The organism is Pseudomonas sp. GW821-FHT07F01, assembly GCF_059418825.1.
The window spans coordinates 21173-44058 of sequence record NZ_JBWKQO010000010.1 but is presented as its reverse complement, the minus strand read 5'-3'; the positions used below and the strand labels follow the sequence as shown (position 1 = coordinate 44058).

Annotated in this window: 23 protein-coding genes; 2 read left to right on the top strand and 21 right to left on the bottom strand. The window is 61.7% G+C overall.

All coding sequences use genetic code 11. From position 1 onward, the window contains the following. Positions 1-64: 64 nt before the first annotated feature. From AC07R1_RS30200 to AC07R1_RS30115, 18 genes are all read right to left on the bottom strand, one after another. Positions 65-1063, bottom strand: coding sequence for an ADP-ribosylglycohydrolase family protein (locus AC07R1_RS30200; RefSeq protein ID WP_011060130.1), 999 nt, complete (start codon positions 1061-1063; stop codon positions 65-67). Further along, positions 1060-1773, bottom strand: a complete 714-nt coding sequence (locus tag AC07R1_RS30195; protein ID WP_011060129.1) for a GntR family transcriptional regulator — start codon at positions 1771-1773, stop codon at positions 1060-1062. Before AC07R1_RS30195 ends, AC07R1_RS30200 begins: the two co-directional genes overlap by 4 nt. A 70-nt stretch (positions 1774-1843) precedes the next feature. Continuing rightward, on the bottom strand, positions 1844-2407 hold the full coding sequence (locus AC07R1_RS30190) for a DUF1285 domain-containing protein (protein ID WP_495111236.1): 564 nt from the start codon (positions 2405-2407) through the stop codon (positions 1844-1846). Positions 2408-2429: 22 nt separating this feature from the next. Further along, a complete protein-coding gene (locus AC07R1_RS30185) occupies positions 2430-3032 on the bottom strand; it encodes a DUF4823 domain-containing protein (RefSeq protein ID WP_011060127.1) in 603 nt (200 codons plus the stop codon). Between the two features lie 100 nt (positions 3033-3132). After that, entirely contained in the window at positions 3133-4101 is a 969-nt protein-coding gene (locus AC07R1_RS30180; RefSeq protein WP_011060126.1) for a GTP 3',8-cyclase MoaA, read from the bottom strand. A 139-nt stretch (positions 4102-4240) separates the two neighbouring features. After that, entirely contained in the window at positions 4241-4879 is a 639-nt protein-coding gene (locus AC07R1_RS30175; protein WP_011060125.1) for a TetR/AcrR family transcriptional regulator, read from the bottom strand. Positions 4880-5690: 811 nt separating this feature from the next. Continuing rightward, a complete protein-coding gene (locus AC07R1_RS30170) occupies positions 5691-6476 on the bottom strand; it encodes a TatD family hydrolase (RefSeq protein ID WP_495111235.1) in 786 nt (261 codons plus the stop codon). An 84-nt stretch (positions 6477-6560) separates the two neighbouring features. Beyond that, positions 6561-7547, bottom strand: coding sequence for a DNA polymerase III subunit delta' (locus AC07R1_RS30165; RefSeq protein WP_495111234.1), 987 nt, complete (start codon positions 7545-7547; stop codon positions 6561-6563). After that, positions 7540-8172 carry a dTMP kinase gene (gene tmk, locus AC07R1_RS30160; RefSeq protein WP_011060122.1) on the bottom strand — a complete coding sequence of 211 codons (633 nt, stop codon included), beginning with the start codon at positions 8170-8172 and terminating at the stop codon, positions 7540-7542. Before tmk ends, AC07R1_RS30165 begins: the two co-directional genes overlap by 8 nt. A gap of 19 nt (positions 8173-8191) precedes the next feature. Beyond that, positions 8192-9391, bottom strand: a complete 1200-nt coding sequence (gene mltG / locus AC07R1_RS30155; protein ID WP_495111233.1) for an endolytic transglycosylase MltG — start codon at positions 9389-9391, stop codon at positions 8192-8194. A 3-nt stretch (positions 9392-9394) separates the two neighbouring features. Continuing rightward, positions 9395-10210, bottom strand: a complete 816-nt coding sequence (pabC, locus tag AC07R1_RS30150; protein ID WP_019092971.1) for an aminodeoxychorismate lyase — start codon at positions 10208-10210, stop codon at positions 9395-9397. Then, positions 10210-11454, bottom strand: a complete 1245-nt coding sequence (gene fabF, locus AC07R1_RS30145; protein WP_011060119.1) for a beta-ketoacyl-ACP synthase II — start codon at positions 11452-11454, stop codon at positions 10210-10212. Before fabF ends, pabC begins: the two co-directional genes overlap by 1 nt. Before the next feature lie 110 nt (positions 11455-11564). Next, positions 11565-11801 carry an acyl carrier protein gene (gene acpP, locus AC07R1_RS30140; protein ID WP_003175607.1) on the bottom strand — a complete coding sequence of 79 codons (237 nt, stop codon included), beginning with the start codon at positions 11799-11801 and terminating at the stop codon, positions 11565-11567. A gap of 196 nt (positions 11802-11997) precedes the next feature. Then, positions 11998-12738 (bottom strand): 3-oxoacyl-ACP reductase FabG, encoded by a 741-nt coding sequence (gene fabG, locus AC07R1_RS30135; protein WP_011060118.1) that lies wholly within the window; start codon positions 12736-12738, stop codon positions 11998-12000. Positions 12739-12754: 16 nt separating this feature from the next. Then, positions 12755-13693: an ACP S-malonyltransferase gene (fabD, locus tag AC07R1_RS30130; protein WP_011060117.1), complete on the bottom strand. Its 939-nt coding sequence runs from the start codon at positions 13691-13693 to the stop codon at positions 12755-12757. Between the two features lie 126 nt (positions 13694-13819). Next, positions 13820-14830, bottom strand: coding sequence for a phosphate acyltransferase PlsX (gene plsX / locus AC07R1_RS30125; RefSeq protein WP_495111232.1), 1011 nt, complete (start codon positions 14828-14830; stop codon positions 13820-13822). 3 nt (positions 14831-14833) lie between these two features. Then, positions 14834-15016 (bottom strand): 50S ribosomal protein L32, encoded by a 183-nt coding sequence (gene rpmF, locus AC07R1_RS30120; protein ID WP_003179396.1) that lies wholly within the window; start codon positions 15014-15016, stop codon positions 14834-14836. A gap of 13 nt (positions 15017-15029) precedes the next feature. Next, positions 15030-15557, bottom strand: coding sequence for a YceD family protein (locus AC07R1_RS30115; protein ID WP_011060115.1), 528 nt, complete (start codon positions 15555-15557; stop codon positions 15030-15032). Positions 15558-15662: 105 nt separating this feature from the next. Between AC07R1_RS30115 and AC07R1_RS30110 the strand changes: the two genes are divergently transcribed. Further along, positions 15663-16241 (top strand): Maf family protein, encoded by a 579-nt coding sequence (locus AC07R1_RS30110; RefSeq protein ID WP_220223915.1) that lies wholly within the window; start codon positions 15663-15665, stop codon positions 16239-16241. A gap of 53 nt (positions 16242-16294) precedes the next feature. On the opposite strand, the gene sppA is transcribed toward AC07R1_RS30110, so the two are convergent. The 3 genes from sppA to rluC are packed head-to-tail and all read right to left on the bottom strand — an operon-like array spanning position 16295 to position 18914. Beyond that, complete coding sequence (gene sppA / locus AC07R1_RS30105; RefSeq protein ID WP_495111231.1) at positions 16295-17284, bottom strand: signal peptide peptidase SppA; 990 nt, start codon at positions 17282-17284, stop codon at positions 16295-16297. 21 nt (positions 17285-17305) lie between these two features. Beyond that, positions 17306-17968, bottom strand: a complete 663-nt coding sequence (locus AC07R1_RS30100) for an HAD-IA family hydrolase (protein WP_047284721.1) — start codon at positions 17966-17968, stop codon at positions 17306-17308. After that, the gene (rluC, locus tag AC07R1_RS30095) at positions 17958-18914 is read right to left on the bottom strand and encodes a 23S rRNA pseudouridine(955/2504/2580) synthase RluC (RefSeq protein WP_011060111.1); all 957 of its coding nucleotides are present in this window, start codon (positions 18912-18914) and stop codon (positions 17958-17960) included. The genes AC07R1_RS30100 and rluC overlap by 11 nt, the downstream gene beginning before the upstream one ends. A 714-nt stretch (positions 18915-19628) precedes the next feature. On the opposite strand from rluC, the gene rne reads away from it, so the two are divergent. Next, positions 19629-22847 (top strand): ribonuclease E, encoded by a 3219-nt coding sequence (gene rne / locus AC07R1_RS30090; protein WP_495111230.1) that lies wholly within the window; start codon positions 19629-19631, stop codon positions 22845-22847. The last annotated feature ends 39 nt before the right edge of the window (positions 22848-22886 follow it).

Below are 22886 nucleotides of genomic sequence, written 5' to 3'. Positions count from 1 at the left end.
GTCATAGCTTTCCATAGCGATCGGCAACATGGCCGCACACCGCTGCCTGTACCTTAAAGGCGGCTCAACGCAGCGCCAGCAGCTGTTCCACCAGAGGCTGCAGGTCCAGCTCATTGACCTTTCGCACCTGCCCGATCAGTTCGCCAGGCCAGATCTCCATCCCCAGGCAAGCGCCGAGCATGGCACCGAGAATCGCCGCGATAGTGTCGGTGTCGCCCCCAAGACCGGCGGCCATGCACAGTGCCTCGAAGGCCGGCAATTGCCCCAGGGCCACTTGTCGGGCCAGGGCGAAACTCACCACCACCGATTCCTGGGAAGCCACCGAGGTGCCGATCAGCTCGTAGAGCATCCGCGCAAAGCCTTCCCGATCGCCGTCGACACGCAGGGTGCTGGTCCAGTCCAAGCGAGCACCGATGGTGGCACCCGCTACCCAGTGCCCCTGGGCCTGGGCCTGCCGGGCGACCTGCACACCAAGTGCCAAGGCTTCGGCCAGAGGCTGGCCGTTGATTCCGGCGGACACCACCGCCGCCACCGCCGCCGCGCTGGCAATGCCCAGGCTGGTGTTGTGCGTCACCTGGCAGGCCTCGACCACCGCCTGCAGAAAGGTCTCGGGCCGAGCCACATCGGCGGCGATGCCCACCGGCGTGATGCGCATGGCGGCGCCATTGGTGGTGCCATAGCGGCCCGCCTCTTCAACGGACTCCCCGGCGAGGATCATTTCAATGGCGCGTTTGGTGGAAGGCCCCAGCAGATCCTGGGAACCCTTGGCCTGCATCTGCGCCTCCCACTCGATCAGGCTCTGGGCCAGGGCCGCCGGAGCGATCCGGCCCTGCCCCCGGACCAACAGGCGAGCCACCAGGATCGCCTGCTCGGTATCGTCGGTAATGGAGCCCCGGGGCATGTTCGCGGCAATCGGCTGGTCCGGGCCGGCGTCCTCCAGGGTGCGGATGACGCCGAAGCGCTGCTGGATCTGTTCCCGGCTCAAGGATTGGGTCGGCATGCCCAGCGCATCGCCCAGGGCCAGCCCGTAGAAGGCGCCCAGGGCGCGCTGCAATGCATTCACCGCGGCTCTCCGAACTGCAGGTGCATGCGAAAATGCTGCGGGTCCAGCAGGCTTTCGACCTGCTCCATAAAGCGCCCCTGGCGGTCGTAGGTGGTACGCAGGGCCTTGAGGAAGACTTCGCCCGGCGCACGTCCGAGCAATTGGGCATCTTCAGCATTCAAGGGCTCGGCGCCGATCCACTGATCGCCGCGCTCGCCGATATAGCCGTAGGCGGCCAGGGTAATGGTCAGGGAATCATCGATCAGGCCGACCCTAGGCAGGCCTTCCAGCTCGCCGGAAGCCGGGATCAGAGAGCGCTCCAGGGACAGCACCCGGCCATCGGTGCTGCGGCGCCGGCGATCGAGGGCGATGAACTGGTCGGTGCCCAGGCGATGCTTGAGGTCCGGGCGCTGGATCGCTTCCAGGCGCAGCACCTCGGTGTTGACCAGCGCACCGCTGTCGGCCAGGGCCTGGGCCCAGCCATGATGCTGATCCAGGGCAACACCGTCGAAGGTGACGATGGAGCCTACGCCGCTTTGCGTGGCGATGTAGTTGCGCCGCTTGAGCTCGGCCAGGGCCTCGCGCAAGGTGCCACGGCTGACACCGAATTCTTCGGCCAACTGATGCTCGCCCGGCAGTTGAAAGCCGTCCTCCAACAGGCCGCTTTCAATACGCCGGATCAACTCGTCGACCACCCTTGTTTTCTTATCGAATCGGACATGTTTGATCATGTCCGGCTTGATACATGAAAGGCCCGAGCCAGAGCAAGAAATATCTTCTTACAGCCGTCTGAAACGCCCGTCAGGGTTCAAGACCAATGGGAAAGAACACCTCGCAACTCCACACCCCCAGCCAATTCTGGCCGTCGATCTGGCGGGTCTGCGCCAGCTCCACCAGTTGGTAGAAGACGTTGCGATGGATCAGCGCTTCAAGATTGTGTCGAACCAGGAGGTAAGGCGCCGGTTCCTGGGTCAGGGGGTCGATCACCACTCGCAGCGGGTGCTCGTCATTGGCGACCACCTGCTCCTCGACGTTGGTAGAAAAGCGCAGCACCTGAGCCTCGCCCTGCCCTTCGACCTCCAGGGTCACGGCGACGAAGGGTGCGTCGTCGACCTTGATGCCGACCTTCTCCACCGGAGTGATGAGGAAATAGTCATCGCCATCGCGGCGAATGATGGTGGAGAACAGCTTGACCATGGGTTTGCGGCCGATCGGCGTACCCAGGTAATACCAGGTGCCGTCGCGGGCGATGCGCATGTCGATATCGCCGCAGAAGTCGGGGTTCCACAGGTGGACCGGCGGCAAGCCTTTTTCAGCCTTGGGAATCTGCGCCAACAGGTCGTTGGCCTTGCCTGGACCACTCATACCGCTCTCCTCCCTCAATCAATCAGTCGCTCAGGCCCAGCAGGCCGCGCGCGTATTGCTGCAACGGCGGACCAAGCAGATCCTGTGGCTTGTTGTCGTGGAACGTCAGTAAACCGCCACGGCTGCGAATCCGCGCGGAATCGATCAGGTACTGGGTACTGGTTTCGATCAACATGATCTGGATGGTACTGGTATCCACCCCCAGGCGGTCCACGGCTTCCTGATCCAGCCACTCGTCAGAGTTACCGATACGGTCATCGGCCTTGGCGAAACGGGCGTAGAGCAGATAGTGCGCCCCCGCTTCCCGGGCTTCGGCCATGGCTTCATTCAGGCCCTCGGGCGCCTTGGCCCGACGCACCATGGGGAAATACTCGACAAAGCCGTTGAAGGCTTCCTCGGCTACCACGTTGGGCCGCGGATAAGCGCCACCCGGCGGTACGAAATGCCCCTGGGCAATGAAAATGAACGAATCCGGCTGAATGCGGAACGAGCTGGTGCGGCGTGTATCACTGTGATCGAGCACCCCCGCATCACTCAGGTGATAGCGCACCCCTTCGCCCATATCACTGACATTCATGCAGCCGCCGAGTGCCAAAAAGGCCAGCAGCAAAACCAGGCTACGCATCCTACCCTCCAAAATCCGGTGACGGAAAACCGGCGAATGGCCACGGGATGCAGCTTCCGCGCCAGCTCCGCCAAGGAAGGGAATTCGTCGGCAAAGCGCCTCAGCCGCCAATGATCTTCATCACCGTGGCTCCACCGGAAAAGGCCAGCTCCTGCTTGTCCCCCAAGGCCTTGACCAGCAGCCGCTGCAAGGCCGGCAGAGCCTGATGGCGCGGCTTGTCCAGCAGGTCGCCGACATAGTGACGATTGCTCGAAGAAAGGCAGCCGTGCAGCCAGCCCGTGGAGGACAGCCGCAAACGCGAGCAGGTGCGGCAGAACGGCACGCTTTCGTTGGCGATCACGCCGAAATGACCGTGCCCGGGAATGGCGTAGCGCACCGCGGTAGCATCCACCGGCGCATCGGCCTGAAGGTATTCGTAGCGCTGGCCGATCAGGTCCAGCAACTGTTGCAGGCTGACAAACTGCTGCAGGAAAGCGTTGCCATCATTGGCCAGGTGGCCCATGCGCATCAGCTCGATGAAACGCAGCTCGTAACCCCGTTCCAGACAGTAATCCAGCAACGGCATCACCTGATCCAGGTTCTGCCCGCGCAACGGCACCATGTTGACCTTGATCTTCAAACCGGCACTGCGGGCTTGCTGCATGCCATCGAGCACCGTGGCCAGGTCGCCGCCACGGGCAATGCTGCGAAAAGCCGTCGCATCCAGGGTATCGAGGGAAACGTTGATCCGGCGGATACCGGCCTCCACCAGCAACGGCAGCTTGCGCGCAAGCAATTGGCCATTGGTGGTCAGGCTGATGTCGTCCAGCCCCATGCGCCCCACCGCGCCCATGAAGGCTTCCAGCTTGGGACTGACCAGGGGTTCGCCACCGGTGATGCGCAAGCGCTCGATGCCCGCCGCTTCCATCAGGTACGCCACGCCGCGAGCCATTGCCTCGGCCGACAACTCGTCCTGGGCAGCCACCAGCCGCTTGCCGTTGGGCACGCAGTAGGTACAGGCGTAGTTGCAGGCAGACGTCAGACTGATCCGCAAGTTGCGAAAGCGCCTGCCTTGACGATCAACGATCATGGATGACTCCGGCGTAGGAAGGGAGAACCGGGCAAAACCTGACCCAAAAATCAGGTTTTGGCAAGTCCCATGCCTGAGTATATTCCTCGGACACTGCGCCATACAGTTTGTCGATGGCGCAATACAGCGGCTGAATGCCTTAGCTGTTCGAGGTGTCGGGGTCGCGCTTGCGCTTGTTGCCCATGCGCACACCGATGTCCATCAGGAACTGGAAGAAGCCTTCCTGATCTTCCAGCACATTGCTCCAGAACGGCGAGTGGTACAGCGCAACCGCACCATGCACCAGCGCCCACGAGGCACAGTAGTGGAAGTACGGCGGCACGTCTTCAAGCTTGCCTTCACTGATCCGACCCTTGATCAGCAGGGTCAGGCGCTCGAAGTTGGACGCGCGGATCTTGTGCAGTTCCTCGACCATCTCCGGCACCTGGTTGCCCTTGACCACCTTCTCTTCCAGGCGGTCGAACAACCGATAGCGCTGCGGGTCACGCATGCGGAATTCGAAGTAGGCCCGGGACAGGGCTTCCTTGTCCTTGTCGACGTCGGCCGAGTGCAGCAGCTCGTTCAGGTCGCGCTCGTAGTCGAGCATCAGGCGCAGGTAGATCTCCGCCTTGGACTTGAAATGCTTATAGATGGTCCCTTTGCCGATACCCACGGCATCCGCAATCATCTCGACGGTGACACTGTCTTCACCTTGTTCGAGGAACAGCTTGAGCGCGGTATCGAGAATTTCTTGCTCGCGGCGACGAAACTCACGGACCTTACGAGGTTCTTTCTGCATAAGAAAAGGTCTGTTCGGGGTCAAAATCGAAGCCGCGTATTATGCCTAACTTGCGCCAAAATGCACGGATCATCCATCGTTGCTGGTGTTTCTGGCGCAAAAGCCGCCCCGTCAGAACCTTCCAGACAGGCGCCGAAAGCCAGGGAAATCCCGTGAATACGGGGCCGGGCCAGGGTTCAAATAGCAAACTTCCACAGCCGCCAAGCTCCGGATCAGACCGCGAAGTCTGGTTTTTCCCGCAACCAGCACCCTGGATTGCCCCACGCCCTGCGTGCGACGCAAAGACCTCGATAAGTCGCAATTCCATCATTGCCCGGCTGATTCGTCGCTCAGTGGGGGCCAATGCAACTGCCGTCCCACAGCATCAGAGAAGCCCTAGAAGAGCGGAAGAATAATCCGAAAGTATCGATGGCGTTGATAACTGCCAGCCGGGCAGGTACAGCAAACTGCAACAGATTATGTAGGCAACTTTCAGGAAAATGCGGCTATTTTTAGTCTTAACGGCTAAAAATCAGGTGATATTCAGCGATCGCGTCGAAAACTGCGATACAGGCAACCCAAATGAGAACTCAAGCGAAGCGCGCGTATTCCAAATTTGTTTAAAAAACGAGCAGGGGCAACTGGACTGAATGCAATAGTGATCAATACTTCAACTGTCGGCGGGACATCTCCCCCAAGTGAAACGCCGATCAAGGTACCGAAGGACCGCGTGCCTTAGTTTTACTCCTAATGGTCTTAACCCGGATTCACCCCCCAGAACCCGGGTTTTTTTTGCCCGCCATTCAGCGCCAGTGCACCGTGCGACCCAGGCTCAGCCCTTGACCCGCGCCAAGGGGAACAGGCGCTTGAAGTTGGCCGTGGTCTGCTGGGCAAAGGCTTCATAGCTTTCGCCCCGCAGCATCGCCAGGAACTCCGCCACCTCGCGCACGTACTGCGGCAGGTTGGGCTTGCCGCGATAGGGGATCGGCGCCAGGTAAGGCGAATCGGTCTCCACCAGCAGGCGGTCGGCCGGCACCTGTCGGGCCACGTCCCGCAGGGCATCGGCATTGCGGAAGGTGACAATCCCCGAGAGGGAAATATAGAAACCCAGGTCCAGGGCCGCCTTGGCCATTTCCCAGTCTTCGGTGAAGCAATGCAGCACACCGGCATTGGGCAATGCCGCCTCGCGCAGCAGTGCCAGGGTGTCGGCGCGGGCGCCGCGGGTGTGCACCACCACCGGTTTGCCGGTCTGCTGGGCGGCCTGCAGGTGCAGGCGGAAGGATTCCTGCTGCAGCTCGGCGGCTTCCGGCTCGTAGTGATAGTCCAGGCCAGTCTCGCCAATGGCCACTACCCGGGGGTGGTTCAGTTCATCCAGCAGCCAGTCCAGGGCCAGCGCTGCGCCGGGCTGCACATCCAGCGGATGCACGCCCACCGAGCAGTCGACATCGTCATAGCGATCGGCCAGGGCCTTGACGTCCGCCGCGTTGTCGGCGCTGACACCGATGCACAGGAAGTGCCCTACCCCCCGCTGGCGGGCAGCAGCCAGCGCGGCATCCAGGGAGCCGTCATGAGCGGCGAGATCGAGGCGGTCAAGGTGGCAATGGGAATCTACGAGCATAGGAGGCTACAACTACATCCGATCAATGAAAGGCCCGGGTTGTGGCGCCCGGGCGGAAACAACGCTGAGTCTAGGCGCCGCGGGTCAATTCTGGGTAGGCAGGGCCGCCCACTGCACCAGCAAGGCTTCCAGCAACAGCACGCGGTTGAGGTTGGCCTTGCTCAGGACCTTCTGGCGCTGGGCCAGGATCCAGTCCTGGATGTTCAGCACCTTGGCCTGGGCGGACTTCTGCGCCAGGTATTGCAGCACCTTGCGCATGTCTTGCAGGCCCAGTCCCTGCTCATCCTGGGTCAGTTGATAGCGCAGGACCAGGTTCGACCAGTCGCAGAACCAGTCGAACAGCAGCAACAAGGGAATGGCACTCCAGGATTCGGCCAGTTGCGTGGGCGACTGCTGCTGTTTCAGCAGCTTCTTCACCCCTTCCACCACTTGCGCCCGCTGCTCGCGAACACCCTGGGCCTGCAGGCTGACCGCTGCCAGCGGCGAACCGGCAGCCAGGGTCAAGAGCTCCACCCGCTCCTCCCCGGAGCAATCAGGCAGGGCCTGGGCCAGCCACTCAAGGCTCATGGCCTCGCTGGGCAGCGGGCAGGCCTGCTGCACGCAACGGCTCTTGATCGTGGGCAACAACCGGCTGGGCTGGTGGCTTACCAGCAACAGCACAGTGTTGCCGGAAGGCTCCTCGAGACTCTTGAGCAGGGCGTTGGCGGCGTTGATATTCATCGACTCCACCGGCTCGATCAGCACCACCTTGCGCCCCCCCAACTGGGCGGTCTGGACCACGAAGCTCACCAGTTCGCGGACCTGGTCGACCTTGATCGCCTTGTCCGCTTCCTCCGGCTCCAGCACGTAGTTGTCCGGGTGGCTGCCGGCCAGCAGCAACAGGCAGGACTTGCATTGGCCACAGGCGTCCAGGCCTTCCGGGCGCTGGCACAGCAAGCGCGCCATCAGCCGCTCGGCCAGGGCCCGCTTGCCGATACCCGCTGGGCCATGCAACAGGTAGGCATGGGCATGCTGGGTACGCCCCGCCAATTGCTGCCAGAGGCTGTCCTGCCAGGGGAAGACTTCAGCCACGGGCGCGCTCCAGCAACTGCGGCAACAAGCTGTCCAGGGACTGCTGGACCTGGGCCAGGGGCTGCGCCGCATCCACCAGCACATAACGCTGCGGCGCCGCTGCGGCGCGGGCCAGGAAGGCTTCGCGAACCTTCTGGAAGAAGGCCTGGCCTTCCTGCTCGAAGCGATCCAGCCGGCCACGGGCACTGGCTCGCGCCAGGCCGACATCCACCGGCAGGTCGAAGACCAGGGTCAGGTCGGGGCGCAACTCGCCCTGGACGAAATCCTCCAGCGCAGCAATGCGCGCAAGGCTCAGGCCGCGGCCCGCGCCCTGGTAGGCGTAGGTGGAGTCGGTGAAACGGTCGCACAGCACCACCGCACCGCGCTCCAGGGCCGGGCGAATCACCGTTGCCAGGTGCTGGGCACGCGCGGCGAACACCAGCAACAGCTCGGTATCGGCATTCATGACCTCTTCCACCGGGGTCAGCAGTACATCGCGAATCCGCTCGGCCAGCGGCGTGCCACCAGGCTCACGGGTCAACAGCACCTCGATCCCCGCAGCGCGCAGGCGCTCGGCGAGGTACTCGCGATTGGTGCTTTTGCCCGCGCCTTCCGGGCCTTCCAGGGTAATAAACAAGCCAGTCACGGGCAGTCCTTAATCAATGTCATTGCGGGCTTTTCGCCGCGGGCTCGGGCACAGGCTCGGCAGGAGCCGGAGTCGCAGGCGGCTCGGGCGCAGCTTGCGGGGCGCTTGCCGGAGCCGTCTCCGGGCCAGGGGCTGCAGGCGTCTCCGGCGCCGGACCTGCCGCTTCGGGAACCGCTGGCGTGGCGGCTGGGGCCGGGCTGGAACGGTAGTCGGCGCGACGCTTGAGCTGAAACTCGCGCACCGCGCTGTTGTGGGCATCCAGGTCATCGGAGAACACATGGCTGCCGTCGCCCCGCGCGACAAAATACAGGCTCTTGCCGGGCACCGGGTTGAGGGCGGCGTGGATCGCCTCGCGTCCGACCATGGCGATCGGCGTCGGCGGCAGGCCGGCAATCACGTAGGTGTTATAGGGCGTGGCTTCCTTGAGATGAGCCCGGGTCAACTTGCCGGCGTAACGCTCACCGAGGCCGTAGATCACCGTAGGATCGGTCTGCAGCAGCATGCCAATCTGCATGCGACGCACGAACACGCCTGCGATCTGCCCACGCTCCTGGGGTACGCCGGTTTCCTTCTCCACCAGCGAGGCCATGATCAGCGCCTGATAAGGATCGCTGTAAGGCGCATCGTCGGCACGCTTGCTCCACTCCTTGGCCAGCACATCGTCCAGGCGGTCGTAGGCTTTTTCCAGGAGCTCGGCGTCGGTCATGCCCCGAACGAAACGATAGGTGTCAGGGAAGAAACGCCCTTCAGGGAAAACCCCGGGATGCCCGAGCTTTTCCATCACCTGACTGTCGCTAAGCCCCGTCAGGGTCTGCTGCAATTTTTCGCTCTTGGCCAGGGCGCTGCGTACCTGGCGGAAATTCCAGCCTTCCACCAGGGTCAGGCTGTACTGCACCACCTCACCGCGCTGCCAGAGGCCGATCAGGCCTTCGGCGGTCATGCCTGGGGTCATGCGGTACTCGCCGCTGTGCAGAGGCTGGCCCGCCATATTGAAGCGCCAGTACAGGCGCAGCCAGAAGGCATCATCGAGCACACCCTCGGCTTGCAGACGATTGAAGGTGCCGGTGGGCGTCGAGCCGGCGGGAACATCGAGCAACTGTTCCTGGCTCAGGTTAAGCGGTTGTTCCAGGGCCAAGTGCAGTTTCCAGGCACTCGCACCCAACAGCAGTCCTGCCAGGACCAGTCCGGTTTCCAGCAGGAGCAGTAATTTACGTCTCACGAATCAAGCATCCAGTAGTGCGCGGGTAATGCCCTGCAGTTTACGGGTGAGCGCACCCGCCGACCAGCTCATCCCGGCACAGCCAAGCACTGGCCAGACGCCATAGACACTGTTGCAGACAAAGACTTCATCAGCCTGTTGCAGTTGATCGAGACTGATATCCCCGACTTGCGCGGGGATGCCCAATGACTCGGCCTGAAACAATATTTCAGCGCGCATCACCCCGGCCACGCCGCAGCGACCCAGGTCAGCCGTCAGCAGCCGCCCCTGGCTGACCAGGAACAGGTTGCTGAACACGCCTTCGATAACTCGCCCAGAGGTATCTCGCATCAAGCCTTCGGCATGCTCGGCATCACGCCACTCGGCACGAGCCAGAACCTGCTCCAGACGATTGAGGTGCTTGAGACCGGCCAGCAGCGGCTGCTCGGCCAGGCGCGTGGTACAGGGAAACAGACGAATGCCTTGCTCGGCATGGGCCAGGGGATACACCGGCAATGCGGAGCCCTGGAGAATCCGCCGTGCAGCGGTTGCAGGATCGGCGGCATAGCCGCGCTGGCTGTCGCCCCGGGTCAGGATCAGCTTGAGCACACCCTCCCCCAAAGCCGCCGCATAGGCCTGCAGCTCACTGCGGATCAGGGCTTGATCCGCCGTCAGCGCCAGGCGCCGACATCCTTCGGCCAGACGCTGCAGATGCCGCTCCAGCAGCTGCGGGCGCCCGGATTTGACGGCAATGGTCTCGAACAGACCATCACCGTAAGCCAGGCCGCGGTCCTTGAGCGACAGTGCGTCAGCCGGCTGACCGTCGACCCAGCTGTGCATCACTCGGAGAACCGGCGGAACACCAGGGAGCCGTTGGTGCCACCAAAACCGAAGGAGTTGGACAGCACTACGTCGATGTCCATGCTGCGCGCGGTGTGCGGCACGAAATCGAGGTCACAGCCTTCATCCGGCTCATCCAGGTTGATGGTGGGCGGCGCGGCCTGGCTGTTGATTGCCAGCACACTGAAGATCGCCTCGATCGCCCCCGCGGCACCCAGCAGGTGACCCGTCATGGACTTGGTGGAACTGACCGCCAGCTTGTAGGCGTGATCGCCGAACACGCTCTTGATCGCTTCGGCCTCGGCCAGGTCGCCGGCCGGGGTCGAAGTACCATGGGCGTTGATGTACTGCACCTGGTCCACGTTGAGCTTGGCGTCGCGCAGGGCATTGGCGATGCAGCGCGCAGCACCGGCACCATCGGCGGGAGGCGACGTCATGTGATAGGCGTCACCGCTCATGCCGAAGCCGATCAGCTCCGCATAGATGGTGGCCCCACGAGCCTTGGCGTGCTCCAGCTCTTCCAGAACCAGGGCGCCGGCGCCGTCGGACAGGACGAAGCCATCACGCCCCTTGTCCCAGGGACGGCTGGCGCGGGTCGGCTCGTCGTTGCGGGTCGACAGTGCACGGGACGCGCCGAAGCCGCCCATGCCCAGGCCACAGGCAGCCATTTCAGCACCGCCCGCGATCATCACGTCGGCTTCGCCGTAGGCGATGTTGCGCGCAGCCATGCCGATGCAGTGGGTACCGGTGGTGCACGCAGTGGAAATGGCGTAGTTCGGCCCCTGGGCACCCAAGTGGATGGACAGGAAACCGGAAATCATGTTGATGATCGAGCCAGGCACGAAGAACGGAGAAATCCGTCGTGGGCCGGAATCGTGCAGGATGCGGCTGGTTTCCTCGATATTGGTCAAACCGCCAATACCCGAGCCCATGGCCACGCCGATGCGTTCACGGTTGGCATCGGTGACTTCCAGACCGGCGTTGCGTACCGCCTGGAAACCGGCTGCCAGGCCGTATTGAATGAACAGGTCGAGTTTGCGGGCCTCTTTGACCGACAGGTATTCCTCGACATTGAAGCCCTTTACCGAGCCGCCAAAACGGGTGGAATAGGCAGAAAGGTCGGTGTGTTCGATCAGACCGATGCCACTTTGGCCAGCCAGAATGCCCTGCCAGCTGCTTGGCACATCCGTACCCAGTGGCGACAACATACCCATACCGGTGACTACGACGCGTCTACGCGACACAGCACTCTCCTTTTTCTAATGACGACACTTTGTATCAGGCCTAAAGAAAAAACCGCACGCCGTAACGGCAGTGCGGTTTTTCCATGACAGCAAAAGACGACTACAAACGATTAAGCCTGGTGGCTGGTAACGTAGTCGATAGCTGCTTGAACGGTAGTGATCTTTTCAGCTTCTTCGTCAGGGATTTCGGTCTCGAATTCCTCTTCCAGAGCCATCACCAGCTCAACGGTGTCAAGGGAGTCGGCACCCAGGTCTTCAACGAAGGAAGCGGTGTTAACAACTTCTTCTTCTTTAACGCCCAGTTGCTCAGCAACGATTTTCTTGACGCGCTCTTCGATGGTGCTCATACCTTGTTTTCACTCCTAATGGACAAATTCAGGCAGCTGGCCAGTGGGTAAGTGTATAGAAAGGCTTTTCAGCTTTTCAACTGAAAGCTTTGTCCCTCAAACCCTTTGGCCATCTGCCTATAAATTGATTGCAGCTTTATAACGGATTTTAGACAGCTCGTATGACATTTTTTTGAAGCAATCCGTCACATTTGACTCACATATACATCCCGCCGTTGACCGGGATTGTAGCCCCAGTAACGTATGCCGCACCGTCGGATGCCAGAAAAGCGACCACTTGCGCGATCTCTTGAGCCTGGCCCAGACGACCCAGCGGAATTTGCGTCAGCAGTGCTTCACGCTGCGCTTCCGGCAGTTCGCGGGTCATATCGGTGTCGATAAAACCTGGAGCAACCGAGTTCACCGTGATCGACCGCGAACCCACTTCACGGGCCAGGGCACGGCTGAAACCTTCGAGACCGGCCTTGGCGGCCGCGTAGTTTACTTGGCCTGCGTTGCCCATGGCACCCACAACCGAGCCAATACTGATAATTCGACCCCAACGAGCCTTGGTCATGCCACGCAGAACGCCCTTGGACAGGCGATACAGGCTGTTCAGGTTGGTATCGACCACGTCGTACCATTCGTCATCTTTCATGCGCATCATCAGGTTGTCGCGAGTGATGCCGGCGTTGTTCACCAGGATCGCCGGCGCACCGAACTGCTCGGTGATGCTGGCCAGGACTGCAGCCACGGACTCGTCACTGGTAACGTTCAGCTCAAGGCCGGTGCCCTGGATGCCATTTTCCTTGAGGGTGGCAGCAATGCGCTCGGCACCCGAAGCGGACGTGGCGGTACCCACCACGGTGGCGCCCATACGCCCCAGCTCAAGCGCGATGGCCTGGCCGATACCACGGCTGGCGCCGGTCACCAGTGCAACTTTACCTTGCAGACTCATGCAAGCTTCTCCTAGTTCAGGCCAACGCTGCACGGGCGGCAGCGAAAGCATCTGGGGTGTTCAGGTTAGAGGTCGACACGCCTTCGGCGCAGCGCTTGTTGAGGCCGGCCAGGACCTTGCCCGGGCCGCACTCGACCAGCTCGGTGGCGCCATTGGCTGCCAGAGTCTGGACCGACTCGACCCAACGCACCGGCTTGTACAACTGCTCCAGCAGGTCGCGCTTGAGGGTGTCCAGGTCGGCGGCCACAGCGGCACTGACGTTCTGTACCAATGGAATCTGCGGTGCCTGCCAGTTGATCGCAGCGATCGACTCGGCAAAGCGCTCGGCGGCCGGGCGCATCAGCTCACAGTGGGAAGGCACGCTGACCGGCAGCGGCATGGCGCGCTTGGCGCCCCGCGCCTTGCAGCCCTCGATGGCGCGATCCACAGCCGCCTTGGCCCCGGCGATCACCACCTGGCCAGGGGAGTTGTAGTTCACGGCGCTGACCACCTCGCCCTGCGCGGCTTCAGCACAGGCGGCGACCACATCGGCATCTTCCAGGCCGAGAATTGCAGCCATGCCGCCCTGCCCTGCCGGCACGGCTTCCTGCATCAACTGGCCACGACGCTCGACCAGCTTGGCCGCTTCCCCCAGGGTCAGGCTGCCAGCGGCGACCAGGGCACTGTATTCACCCAGGCTGTGACCAGCGACGAAAGCCGGGCGCGCGCCACCTTCGGCCAGCCATACACGCCACAGGGCGATGGACGCGGTGAGGATGGCCGGCTGGGTCTTGTCGGTTTGATTGAGCAGCTCTGCAGGACCTTCCTGGGTCAGAGCCCAGAGGTCGTAGCCCAGAGCATCGGAGGCTTCTTTGAACGTATCGAGGATCAGTGGGTACTGCGCGCCCAGCTCGGCCAACATGCCGAGGGACTGCGAGCCCTGTCCTGGAAAGACGAATGCGAGGGATGCAGACATGTAACAAGCCCCTAATGATCTTGTCGTCGGAGAATTGACGTCACACCGTGGTGGACGCAAGAAACTGACAGTTGGATGGCCAATTGAACTGAGCGGTCACATTTAAGCACTCCACAGGGAAAACGCCTAAAGCAACAAGTCTTCAAGACGCCCATGCAAGCGGCGCGGCAGGTCTTCCTGGATCTCGATCAACGCCCGCTGAATGGCACTCTGGAAACCTTGAACGCCTGCAGAACCATGGCTTTTCACCACGATCCCCTGCAAGCCGAGGAAACTCGCACCGTTGTGCCGCGCCGGCGCCAGATCCGCCTGCAGCCTGCGCATCAGCGGCAAGGCCAGCGCCCCAACAGCCCGGGACAGCAGATTCTGCCTGAACAAGGCTTCTATACGCGCGGCGATCATGGTCGCCAGCCCCTCGCTGGACTTGAGCAGGATGTTGCCGACAAAACCGTCGCACACCACCACGTCCGCCTCGCCCCGATACAACCCATCGCCCTCGACGAAACCGATGTAGTTGAGGCCGCGGGCCTGCTGCAGCAAGCTCGCCGCCAGCTTGACCTGCTGGTTGCCCTTGATGTCCTCGGTGCCGATATTCAGCAAGGCCACCCGCGGCCGCACGATGCCCAGGGTTTCCGCCGCAACCGAGCCCATGATGGCGAACTGCAACAGGTGCTCGGCACTGCAATCGACGTTGGCTCCCAGATCCAGCAATTGGCAATAGCCACACTGAGTCGGGATGGCAGCCACCATCGCCGGCCGATCGATTCCGGGCAGGGTTTTCAGCACATAACGCGACAGCGCCATCAGCGCACCGGTATTACCGGCACTGACGCAGGCCTGGACCTTCTCATCGCGCAACAGCTCAAGGGCCACCCGCATCGAAGAGTCCGGCTTGCCCCGCAGGGCCTGGGAAGGCTTTTCGTCCATGGTGATCACCTCGCTTGCGGGGGTAATCGTCAGGCGCGCGCGATCCACAGCCGTTTGACCGGAAATCAGTTCTTCAAGAAGGGAGGGTTGACCAACCAGGGTCAGATGCAGCGAGGGGGTAGCAGACAGACAAGCAATACTCGCCTGAACAATGCTGCGGGGACCGAAGTCCCCGCCCATTGCGTCAATCGCGATGACTTGAGCGGACAAGGATTACTCGTCAGCGCCCTTGTCGATCACTTTACGACCACGGTATACGCCTTCTGGCGATACGTGGTGACGCAGGTGAACTTCACCGGTGGTCTTTTCTACGGACAGGGTGCTAGCCTCGAGAGCATCGTGGGAACGACGCATGTCACGGGCAGAGCGGGATTTTTTGTTCTGCTGAACAGCCATAATTGATTAACTCCTAAACGTTTGGGTCACGCTTTAACTGCGCCAATACACTGAACGGGTTGGACCGCGTTACCTCGTCCTCGCTCGGTTCGGGCTCATCGAGCCCCGCCGGCTGCTGGCATTCTTCCGGATGATGAGCAGGCACGATTGGCAAGGCAAGCAAAAGCTCTTCCTCGACCAACGCCTGCAGATCCAAAGGATCTTCGCCCAGTTCCAGCACGTCATAACCTTTCGGCAACGACTGGGTATTCGCACCCTCCTTCACCACAGCGTAACTGCACTCACTGTGGATCGGCAGGGTGACCAGCTCAAGACAACGCTGGCAAACCATTTTGACTTCGACGTCGATGGAGCTGTGGATAACTACAGCTTTACGCTCGTCACGCTCGAAAACGAATTTAGCCTGCACCGTACCGACATTGTCGGAAAGCGGGTCGCAGAGTCTCTCCAAATCGGCCAGCAGCAGTTCACCTTGAAGGGTGGTGCCACGGTCAGCCAATTTGCGCGGGTCAACGTGAGGTGGAATCGGGTCATTCAACATAGGCGCAGCATTATAGGGATGCCCCAGGCCATGTCAAAGGAAATTCAGCCCTGTCCGTCACTTGCAAGCCTCGCTAGAATTCCCGGCCTGCCTCAGGAGACGCACATGCTGCCTTTATTACTTGCCTCAAGCTCGGCCTACCGCCGGGAATTGCTGTCCCGCCTGCGCCTGCCCTTCACCTGCAGCTCTCCTGACATCGACGAAAGCCATCGTCCCGGAGAGTCTGCCACGGCCCTGGTGAAACGCCTGGCCGAGGAAAAGGCCCGCGCCCTGGCAAGCAGCCATCCAGCACACCTGATCATCGGTTCCGACCAGGTCGCGGTGCTCGGCGAGCGCATCATCGGCAAACCCCATACCTTCGAAAAAGCCCGCCAGCAACTGCTGGACGCCAGCGGCGCCAGCGTGACCTTCCTCACCGGCCTGGCCCTGCTCAACAGCCAGACCGGCCACTGCCAGGTCGACTGCGTCCCGTTCAAGGTCAACATGCGCACCCTGGACAGCACCCGCATCGAACGCTACCTGCACGCCGAACAGCCCTATGATTGCGCCGGCAGCTTCAAGGCCGAAGGCCTGGGGGTCAGCCTGTTCCAGAGCACCGCCGGCAGCGACGCCACCAGCCTTATAGGCCTGCCACTGATCCGCCTCGTGGACATGCTGCTGGCCGAGGGCGTAGAGACACCCTGAGCCGCCATAAAAAAGCCGGCACTCAAGCCGGCTTTTTATTGAGCAACACCCGATCAGCGCAAGGTTGGGCCCTGAAAGCCCATCCACATGGTGATCTGCTCTGCCACGCTGGCACCGAGCTTCTTCGAGAAGCGATCAAATGGCGACTCCTGGACGGTAAAGTCCACCACCTCTTTCTCGCCAATCACATCCCGCGCCACCGAACTGGTATTGCCCAGGCCATCGATCAACCCCAATTGCAGCGCCTGCTCGCCCGACCACACCAGGCCGGAGAACAGCTCCGGATGCTCCTTGTCCTTCAGGCGATCGCCACGGCCCTGCTTGACGCTGGCAATGAACTGGCGATGAGTGGTGTCCAGCACGCCCTGCCAGAACTGGGTCTCTTCAGGCTTTTGCGGCTGGAACGGATCCAGGAACGACTTGTGCTCGCCCGAGGTATAGGTGCGACGCTCAACCCCCAGCTTCTCCATGGTGCCGACAAAGCCGTAGCCGGCCGCCGTCACACCAATGGAACCCACCAGGCTCGCCTTGTCCGCATAGATCTCGTCAGCAGCGCTGGCGATGTAGTAAGCACCCGACGCCCCGAGATCCGAGATCACCGCGTAGACCTTGGTGTCCTTGTGCAAAGCCCGCAGACGACGGATCTCGTCATAGACGTAGCCGGACTGCACCGGGCTGCCGCCAGGGCTGTTGATACGCAGCACAATGCCCTTGACCTTGGGATCATCGAACGCAGTACGCAGGCTGCCGACAATATTGTCAGCACTGGCCGATTCCTTGTCGGCAATCACCCCCGTGACATCGATCACCGCGGTGTAGCTACCGCCACGAGTGGCATTCTTTTCCATGGTCATCAGCGGCGTGAACAACGCCAGCGCCGCGAACAGGTAAACAAAGGTCAACAGCTTGAAGAAAATGCCCCAGCGCCGCGAGCGACGCTGCTCCTGGACACTGGCCAACAGCGTCTTCTCCAGCAGTTTCCAGCTTTTATCATCACCACCTTCAGCGCCCGCCTTGCTCGGCGCCTTCCATTCGTCGGTCATGCCTGCTACCCCAGCAAAAACTTAATCGGCACCCTGGCTCAGCCAGGCGTGCAATTGAGGAAAACGGTCGATGGACAAGCGCGGCTCGAATGCCTGCAAGGCCTCGATGGACTGAGCACCGTAGCTCACGGCCACCGAATCCATTCCGGCATTGCGCGCCATCAACAGATCAAAGGACGAATCGCCAACCATCAAAGCCTGCCGCGGCCCAACCCCGCAATGAGCAAGGATTTCCTCCAGCATCAACGGATGAGGCTTGCTGGCGGTTTCGTCGGCCGCCCGGGTGATATCGAAATACCCTTCCCAACCATGGGCCTTCAACACTCGATCCAGCCCTCGCCGGGCCTTGCCGGTGGCGACAGCCAGCTGATATCCCTCATCCCGAAAGGCGTCGAGAGACTGCACCACACCAGCAAACAGAGGCGAAGGCTCGGCCTCGAGGGCAATGTAGTGATCCGCATAATGCTGACGAAAGGCTACCAACTGCCCATCATCTATTTCCGGATACAGTGTGCGAATCGCCTCTGGCAATCCCAGACCGATAATGCCCTTGACGGCGTAGTCATCGCGGCGAGGAAAGCCGGAACGATCAGCAGATGCATGCATCGACTCGACAATCCGACCAATGGAATCGGCCAGAGTGCCGTCCCAGTCGAAGATCAGCAGTTTGTAATCAGGGTGCACTCAGGCGCTCCACGGTCTTGGCCCACATCTCATCCACCGGGGCCTGCAATTTCAGCTCGCCGCCATCGGGCAGCGGCACCGTCAACATATAGGCATGGAGAAACAGGCGCTTGCCGCCCAGCTCACGGATCTCGCGAGTGAAATCGTCATCGCCGTACTTGCTGTCACCGGCAATGCAGTGCCCGGCATGCAGGGTGTGCACACGAATCTGGTGAGTACGCCCGGTCACCGGCTTGGCCTCGACCATGGTGGCGAAATCACCGAAGCGGCGCAGCACCTTGAACACGGTCAAGGCCTCCTTGCCCTCTTCGTTGACCTCCACCATGCGCTCGCCGGAGCGCAGGTTGCTCTTGAGCAGCGGCGCACGCACCTGCTTCACCGCCGTGGCCCAATGGCCACGGACCAGCGCCATGTAGCGCTTGTCCACGCCATCGCCCCGCAGCGCGGCATGCAGATGACGCAGCATGCTGCGTTTTTTCGCGATCATCAGCAGGCCGGAGGTGTCCCGATCGAGGCGATGCACCAGCTCCAGCTCCTTGGCGTCCGGGCGCAACTGACGAAAGGCTTCGATCACCCCGAAATTCAAGCCGCTGCCGCCATGCACGGCAATCCCGGCAGGCTTGTTGATCACAATCAGGGCCTTGTCTTCGAAGACGATCGAGGCTTCCAGGCGCTGCAGCAACCCTTGAGCCAGCGGCACCGGCTCATCGCGCTCGGGCACACGCACGGGAGGCACGCGCACCACATCACCCGCTTGCAGCTTGTACTCGGGCTTGATCCGCCCCTTGTTCACTCGCACTTCGCCTTTACGCAAAATGCGGTAAATCAAGGTCTTGGGCACGCCTTTGAGCCGGGCGAGAAGGAAGTTATCAATACGTTGGCCGGCATATTCCGGCGAGACCTCAAGCAATTGAACGCCTGGAGTCGAGGGGGCAGTAGTCGTCATGGCGCGAATGATAACAATTTTTTATGGATTTGAAGCACTTAATGATTGCTGCTATAGTCGCGAACGCCGCCAAAAGCGGCTGGGCAGAGGAACAGCGGTAAACAGCCGGCCCTGACCAACGCAATTCATAAGGACGCAAGGCCGTCCTACGCAGTTTTCACTATCTAACGGAAGAGTTCGGCGTTGTAACAAGCGCAGGTGACATGAGGCCTGAAACCCGTAGAAAGCAGAGTGACTACTCGCCTTTTACGCAGCGATTAACGGCCAGTTCACAAAGTGCAGTCAGCGACAAACGATCCCGAGCGAAAGTTGCGGAAACAACGCCTTTAGCCATGATGCGTGACCTCCCCTTTCGGAGTTCACGGTAAATGCCAACCCGCTGCGGATTCTGCGCGCGGCAGCACCCGAATTATCAGGGATACGTGTAGGGTGGAGATGCACAACCGTCGGACTGTGTAGCATTAGGCTTTATCAAGACGCTTCATCTCGTCCACAGTCGCCGGTTGATTCCTCCTCCTGACAGACTTTTGCTTAAGCGGTGCCTTAGTCACCACAGCAAGCAGGACGCGTAAGTCGCGACTTCGTTCTTAGTTACCCGGACGAACCTCGCTAGACACTCGAGTGGTCAACCACTCCTGACGCACCTGACACCGACCGTGAGAAGTCGTGTGTGCCGAACGCCGTTTCCGGCAGCCCGGAAACCGACGGTACTACATGAAAAGAATGCTGATTAACGCAACTCAACCCGAAGAGTTGCGTGTTGCTCTGGTAGACGGCCAGCGCCTCTACGACCTGGACATCGAGTCCGGAGCCCGCGAGCAGAAAAAGGCCAACATCTATAAAGGCCGCATCACTCGCATCGAACCAAGCCTCGAGGCTGCCTTTGTCGATTTCGGCTCTGAGCGCCACGGCTTCCTGCCCCTCAAAGAAATCTCCCGCGAATACTTCAAGAAAGCCCCCGAAGGCCGCGTCAACATCAAGGACGTCCTGAGCGAAGGCCAGGAAGTCATCGTCCAGGTCGAGAAAGAAGAGCGTGGCAACAAGGGCGCCGCCCTGACCACCTTCATCAGCCTCGCCGGTCGTTACCTGGTACTGATGCCGAACAACCCGCGTGCCGGCGGTATCTCCCGCCGCATCGAAGGCGAAGAGCGCAACGAACTGCGTGAAGCGCTGAACGGCCTGGTGGCACCCGCCGACATGGGCCTGATCGTGCGCACTGCCGGCCTGGGCCGCAGCAGCGAAGAGATGCAGTGGGACCTCGACTACCTGCTGCAACTCTGGACCGCCATCAAGGAAGCGTCCCTGGATCGTTCCGCGCCATTCCTGATCTACCAGGAAAGCAACGTGATCATCCGCGCGATCCGCGACTACCTGCGCCAGGACATCGGCGAAGTGCTGATCGACAGCGTTGAAGCCCAGGACGAAGCCCTGACCTTCATCCGCCAGGTGATGCCGCAGTACGCCAGCAAGATCAAGCTGTACGAAGACAGCGTGCCGCTGTTCAATCGTTTCCAGATCGAAAGCCAGATCGAGACCGCTTTCCAGCGCGTGGTCGAACTGCCTTCCGGCGGCTCCATCGTCATCGATCCGACCGAAGCCCTGGTGTCCATCGACATCAACTCGGCCCGCGCCACCAAAGGCAGCGACATCGAAGAAACCGCCCTGCAGACCAACCTGGAAGCAGCGGAAGAAATCGCTCGCCAACTGCGCCTGCGTGACATCGGCGGCCTGATCGTCATCGACTTCATCGACATGACCCCGGCCAAGAACCAGCGTGCCGTGGAAGAAAAAGTCCGCGAATGCCTGGAAGCCGACCGCGCCCGCGTGCAGATCGGCCGCATCTCGCGCTTCGGCCTGCTGGAAATGTCCCGTCAGCGCCTGCGTCCATCCCTGGGCGAAAGCAGCGGCATCGTCTGCCCGCGCTGCAACGGCACCGGCATCATCCGTGACGTCGAGTCGCTGTCCCTGGCGATCCTGCGCCTGATCGAAGAAGAAGCCCTGAAAGACCGCACCGCCGAAGTGCGCGCCCAAGTGCCGATTCCGGTCGCCGCTTTCCTGCTCAACGAAAAACGCAACTCGATCACCAAGATCGAACTGCGCACCCGTGCCCGCATCGTCATCCTGCCGAACGATCACCTCGAAACGCCACACTTCGAAGTTCAGCGCCTGCGTGATGACAGCCCGGAAGCCAACACCAACCAGTCCAGCTACGAAATCGCAGCGGCCGCCGCCGAAGCCGAAGAAGTCCAGCCAACCGCCGCCACCCGCACCCTGGTTCGCCAGGAAGCGGCAGTGAAGACGGCCCCGGCCCGCGCCAACGCTCCGGTTCCGACCGAAGTCGTCGCTGCCCCTGTAGCTGCACCGGCTCCAGTGGCCGAACCAAGCCTGTTCAAAGGCCTGGTGAAGTCCCTGGTCAGCCTGTTCGCTACCAAGGAAGAGCCAGCCGCACCGGTCGTGGTCGAGAAGCCAGTGACCGAGCGCCCTGCTCGCAGCAACGAAGAACAGCGTCGCAATGGCCGCCAGCAGAGCCGCAACCGTAACGGTCGTCGCGATGAAGAGCGCAAGCCGCGCGAAGAACGTGCTCCGCGTGAAGAACGCGCACCACGGGAAGAGCGTCAGCCACGCGAAGTTCGCGAAGCCCGTGAAGAAGTTCAAGCGGTAGCCCGCGAAGAACGCGCACCCCGTGCACCGCGTGAAGAACGCCAGCCACGCGCCCCGCGTGAAGAGCGCAAGCCACGTGGCGAGCGTGAAGAACGCGTGCGTGAACTGCGTGAGCCTCTGGACGCCGCTCCAGCTGCAGCCGCTGCTACCGCCGCCGTTGTTGCCGAAGAACGTCCGGCGCGCCAGCCTCGCGAAGAGCGCCAGCCACGTGCGCCACGTGAAGAGCGCCAACCACGTGCCGAACAGGCTCAAGCCGCTGCCGCCAGCGAAGAAGAAGCGCTGCCGAACGAAGAGCAACTGCAGGAAGACGGCCAGGACAACGCCGAAGGCGAACGTCCACGTCGTCGCTCCCGCGGCCAGCGTCGTCGCAGCAACCGTCGCGAGCGTCAACGTGATGCCAACGGCAATGTGATCGAAGGCTCGGAAGAAAACGCCGAAGAGCCAAGCAGCGCCGATCTGGCTGCCGGCCTTGCGGTAACTGCCGCGGTTGCCAGCACCGCCATCAGCGCCAACGCTGAAGCCGAAGCTCACCAGCAAGCCGAACGTGCGACTGCCGCTGTAGAAGACAAGGCTCCGGAAGCCCCAGTGGTTGAAGCCACCACGCCGGTAGAAGCCCCAGTGGTTCCTGCAGTGGAAGTGGCTCCAGTGGCTGAAGAGCAGGCTCAGGTTGAAGTGGCTGCCGAACCGGCCGTGGTTGTCGAAGCCCAGCCTGTGGTTGCCGAACAACCGGCAGCAGAACCTGTAGCCCATGCGCCAGTGGTTGAAGAAAAGGCCATCGAGCCGGTTCAGGAAGCCCCTGCGCCAGCCCCGGTTGCCGAGCCAGCAGTGGTGGTTGAAGAGCCTGTAGCGGCCCAGCAGCCTGCCCAGGTTGAAGAGCCGGCTCCGGTTGCAGCACCGGTGGTGGCCGAAGAGCCCGCACCCGCTGTCGAAGCTGAAGCCGCGCCGGTCAGCACCCTGACCAGCAATGGCCGTGCACCGAACGACCCACGCGAAGTGCGTCGCCGCAAGCGTGAAGCCGAGCGCCTGCAGAAGGAAGCCGAGCTGGCTGCCGCTGCTGCTCCGGCTGAAGCCGTGGTGACCGCCGAGCCGGCTCCGGTAGAAGCGCCAGAGGTGGTCGAGGCCGCCCCTGCGCCAGCCAAAGAGACTGCACCGGCGCCAGTGGCCGAACCTGCAGTGGAAGAATCGGCCCCTGTGGCTGAGCAAGCACCGCGCGCTGTCGAGCACGCTGTGCATGCCGAGGAAGAACAGCACGAGCCTAAACCTCTCGTCTGATTCCAGCAGCCCATGAAAAAGCCCCGCCCGGGTAACCGG

Bases quoted from the DNA above. Each gene is read 5' to 3' on its own strand.
- fabD (WP_011060117.1), bottom strand. From the start codon at position 13,693: ATGTCTGCATCCCTCGCATTCGTCTTTCCAGGACAGGGCTCGCAGTCC.
- sppA (WP_495111231.1), bottom strand. From the start codon at position 17,284: ATGACCGACGAATGGAAGGCGCCGAGCAAGGCGGGCGCTGAAGGTGGT.
- AC07R1_RS30185 (WP_011060127.1), bottom strand. From the start codon at position 3,032: ATGCGTAGCCTGGTTTTGCTGCTGGCCTTTTTGGCACTCGGCGGCTGC.
- AC07R1_RS30190 (WP_495111236.1), bottom strand. From the start codon at position 2,407: ATGAGTGGTCCAGGCAAGGCCAACGACCTGTTGGCGCAGATTCCCAAG.
- rpmF (WP_003179396.1), bottom strand. From the start codon at position 15,016: ATGGCTGTTCAGCAGAACAAAAAATCCCGCTCTGCCCGTGACATGCGT.
- AC07R1_RS30180 (WP_011060126.1), bottom strand. From the start codon at position 4,101: ATGATCGTTGATCGTCAAGGCAGGCGCTTTCGCAACTTGCGGATCAGT.
- fabG (WP_011060118.1), bottom strand. From the start codon at position 12,738: ATGAGTCTGCAAGGTAAAGTTGCACTGGTGACCGGCGCCAGCCGTGGT.
- rne (WP_495111230.1), top strand. From the start codon at position 19,629: ATGAAAAGAATGCTGATTAACGCAACTCAACCCGAAGAGTTGCGTGTT.
- acpP (WP_003175607.1), bottom strand. From the start codon at position 11,801: ATGAGCACCATCGAAGAGCGCGTCAAGAAAATCGTTGCTGAGCAACTG.
- AC07R1_RS30170 (WP_495111235.1), bottom strand. From the start codon at position 6,476: ATGCTCGTAGATTCCCATTGCCACCTTGACCGCCTCGATCTCGCCGCT.
- AC07R1_RS30115 (WP_011060115.1), bottom strand. From the start codon at position 15,557: ATGTTGAATGACCCGATTCCACCTCACGTTGACCCGCGCAAATTGGCT.
- AC07R1_RS30175 (WP_011060125.1), bottom strand. From the start codon at position 4,879: ATGCAGAAAGAACCTCGTAAGGTCCGTGAGTTTCGTCGCCGCGAGCAA.
- pabC (WP_019092971.1), bottom strand. From the start codon at position 10,210: ATGCACAGCTGGGTCGACGGTCAGCCGGCTGACGCACTGTCGCTCAAG.
- AC07R1_RS30110 (WP_220223915.1), top strand. From the start codon at position 15,663: ATGCTGCCTTTATTACTTGCCTCAAGCTCGGCCTACCGCCGGGAATTG.
- rluC (WP_011060111.1), bottom strand. From the start codon at position 18,914: ATGACGACTACTGCCCCCTCGACTCCAGGCGTTCAATTGCTTGAGGTC.
- AC07R1_RS30195 (WP_011060129.1), bottom strand. From the start codon at position 1,773: ATGATCAAACATGTCCGATTCGATAAGAAAACAAGGGTGGTCGACGAG.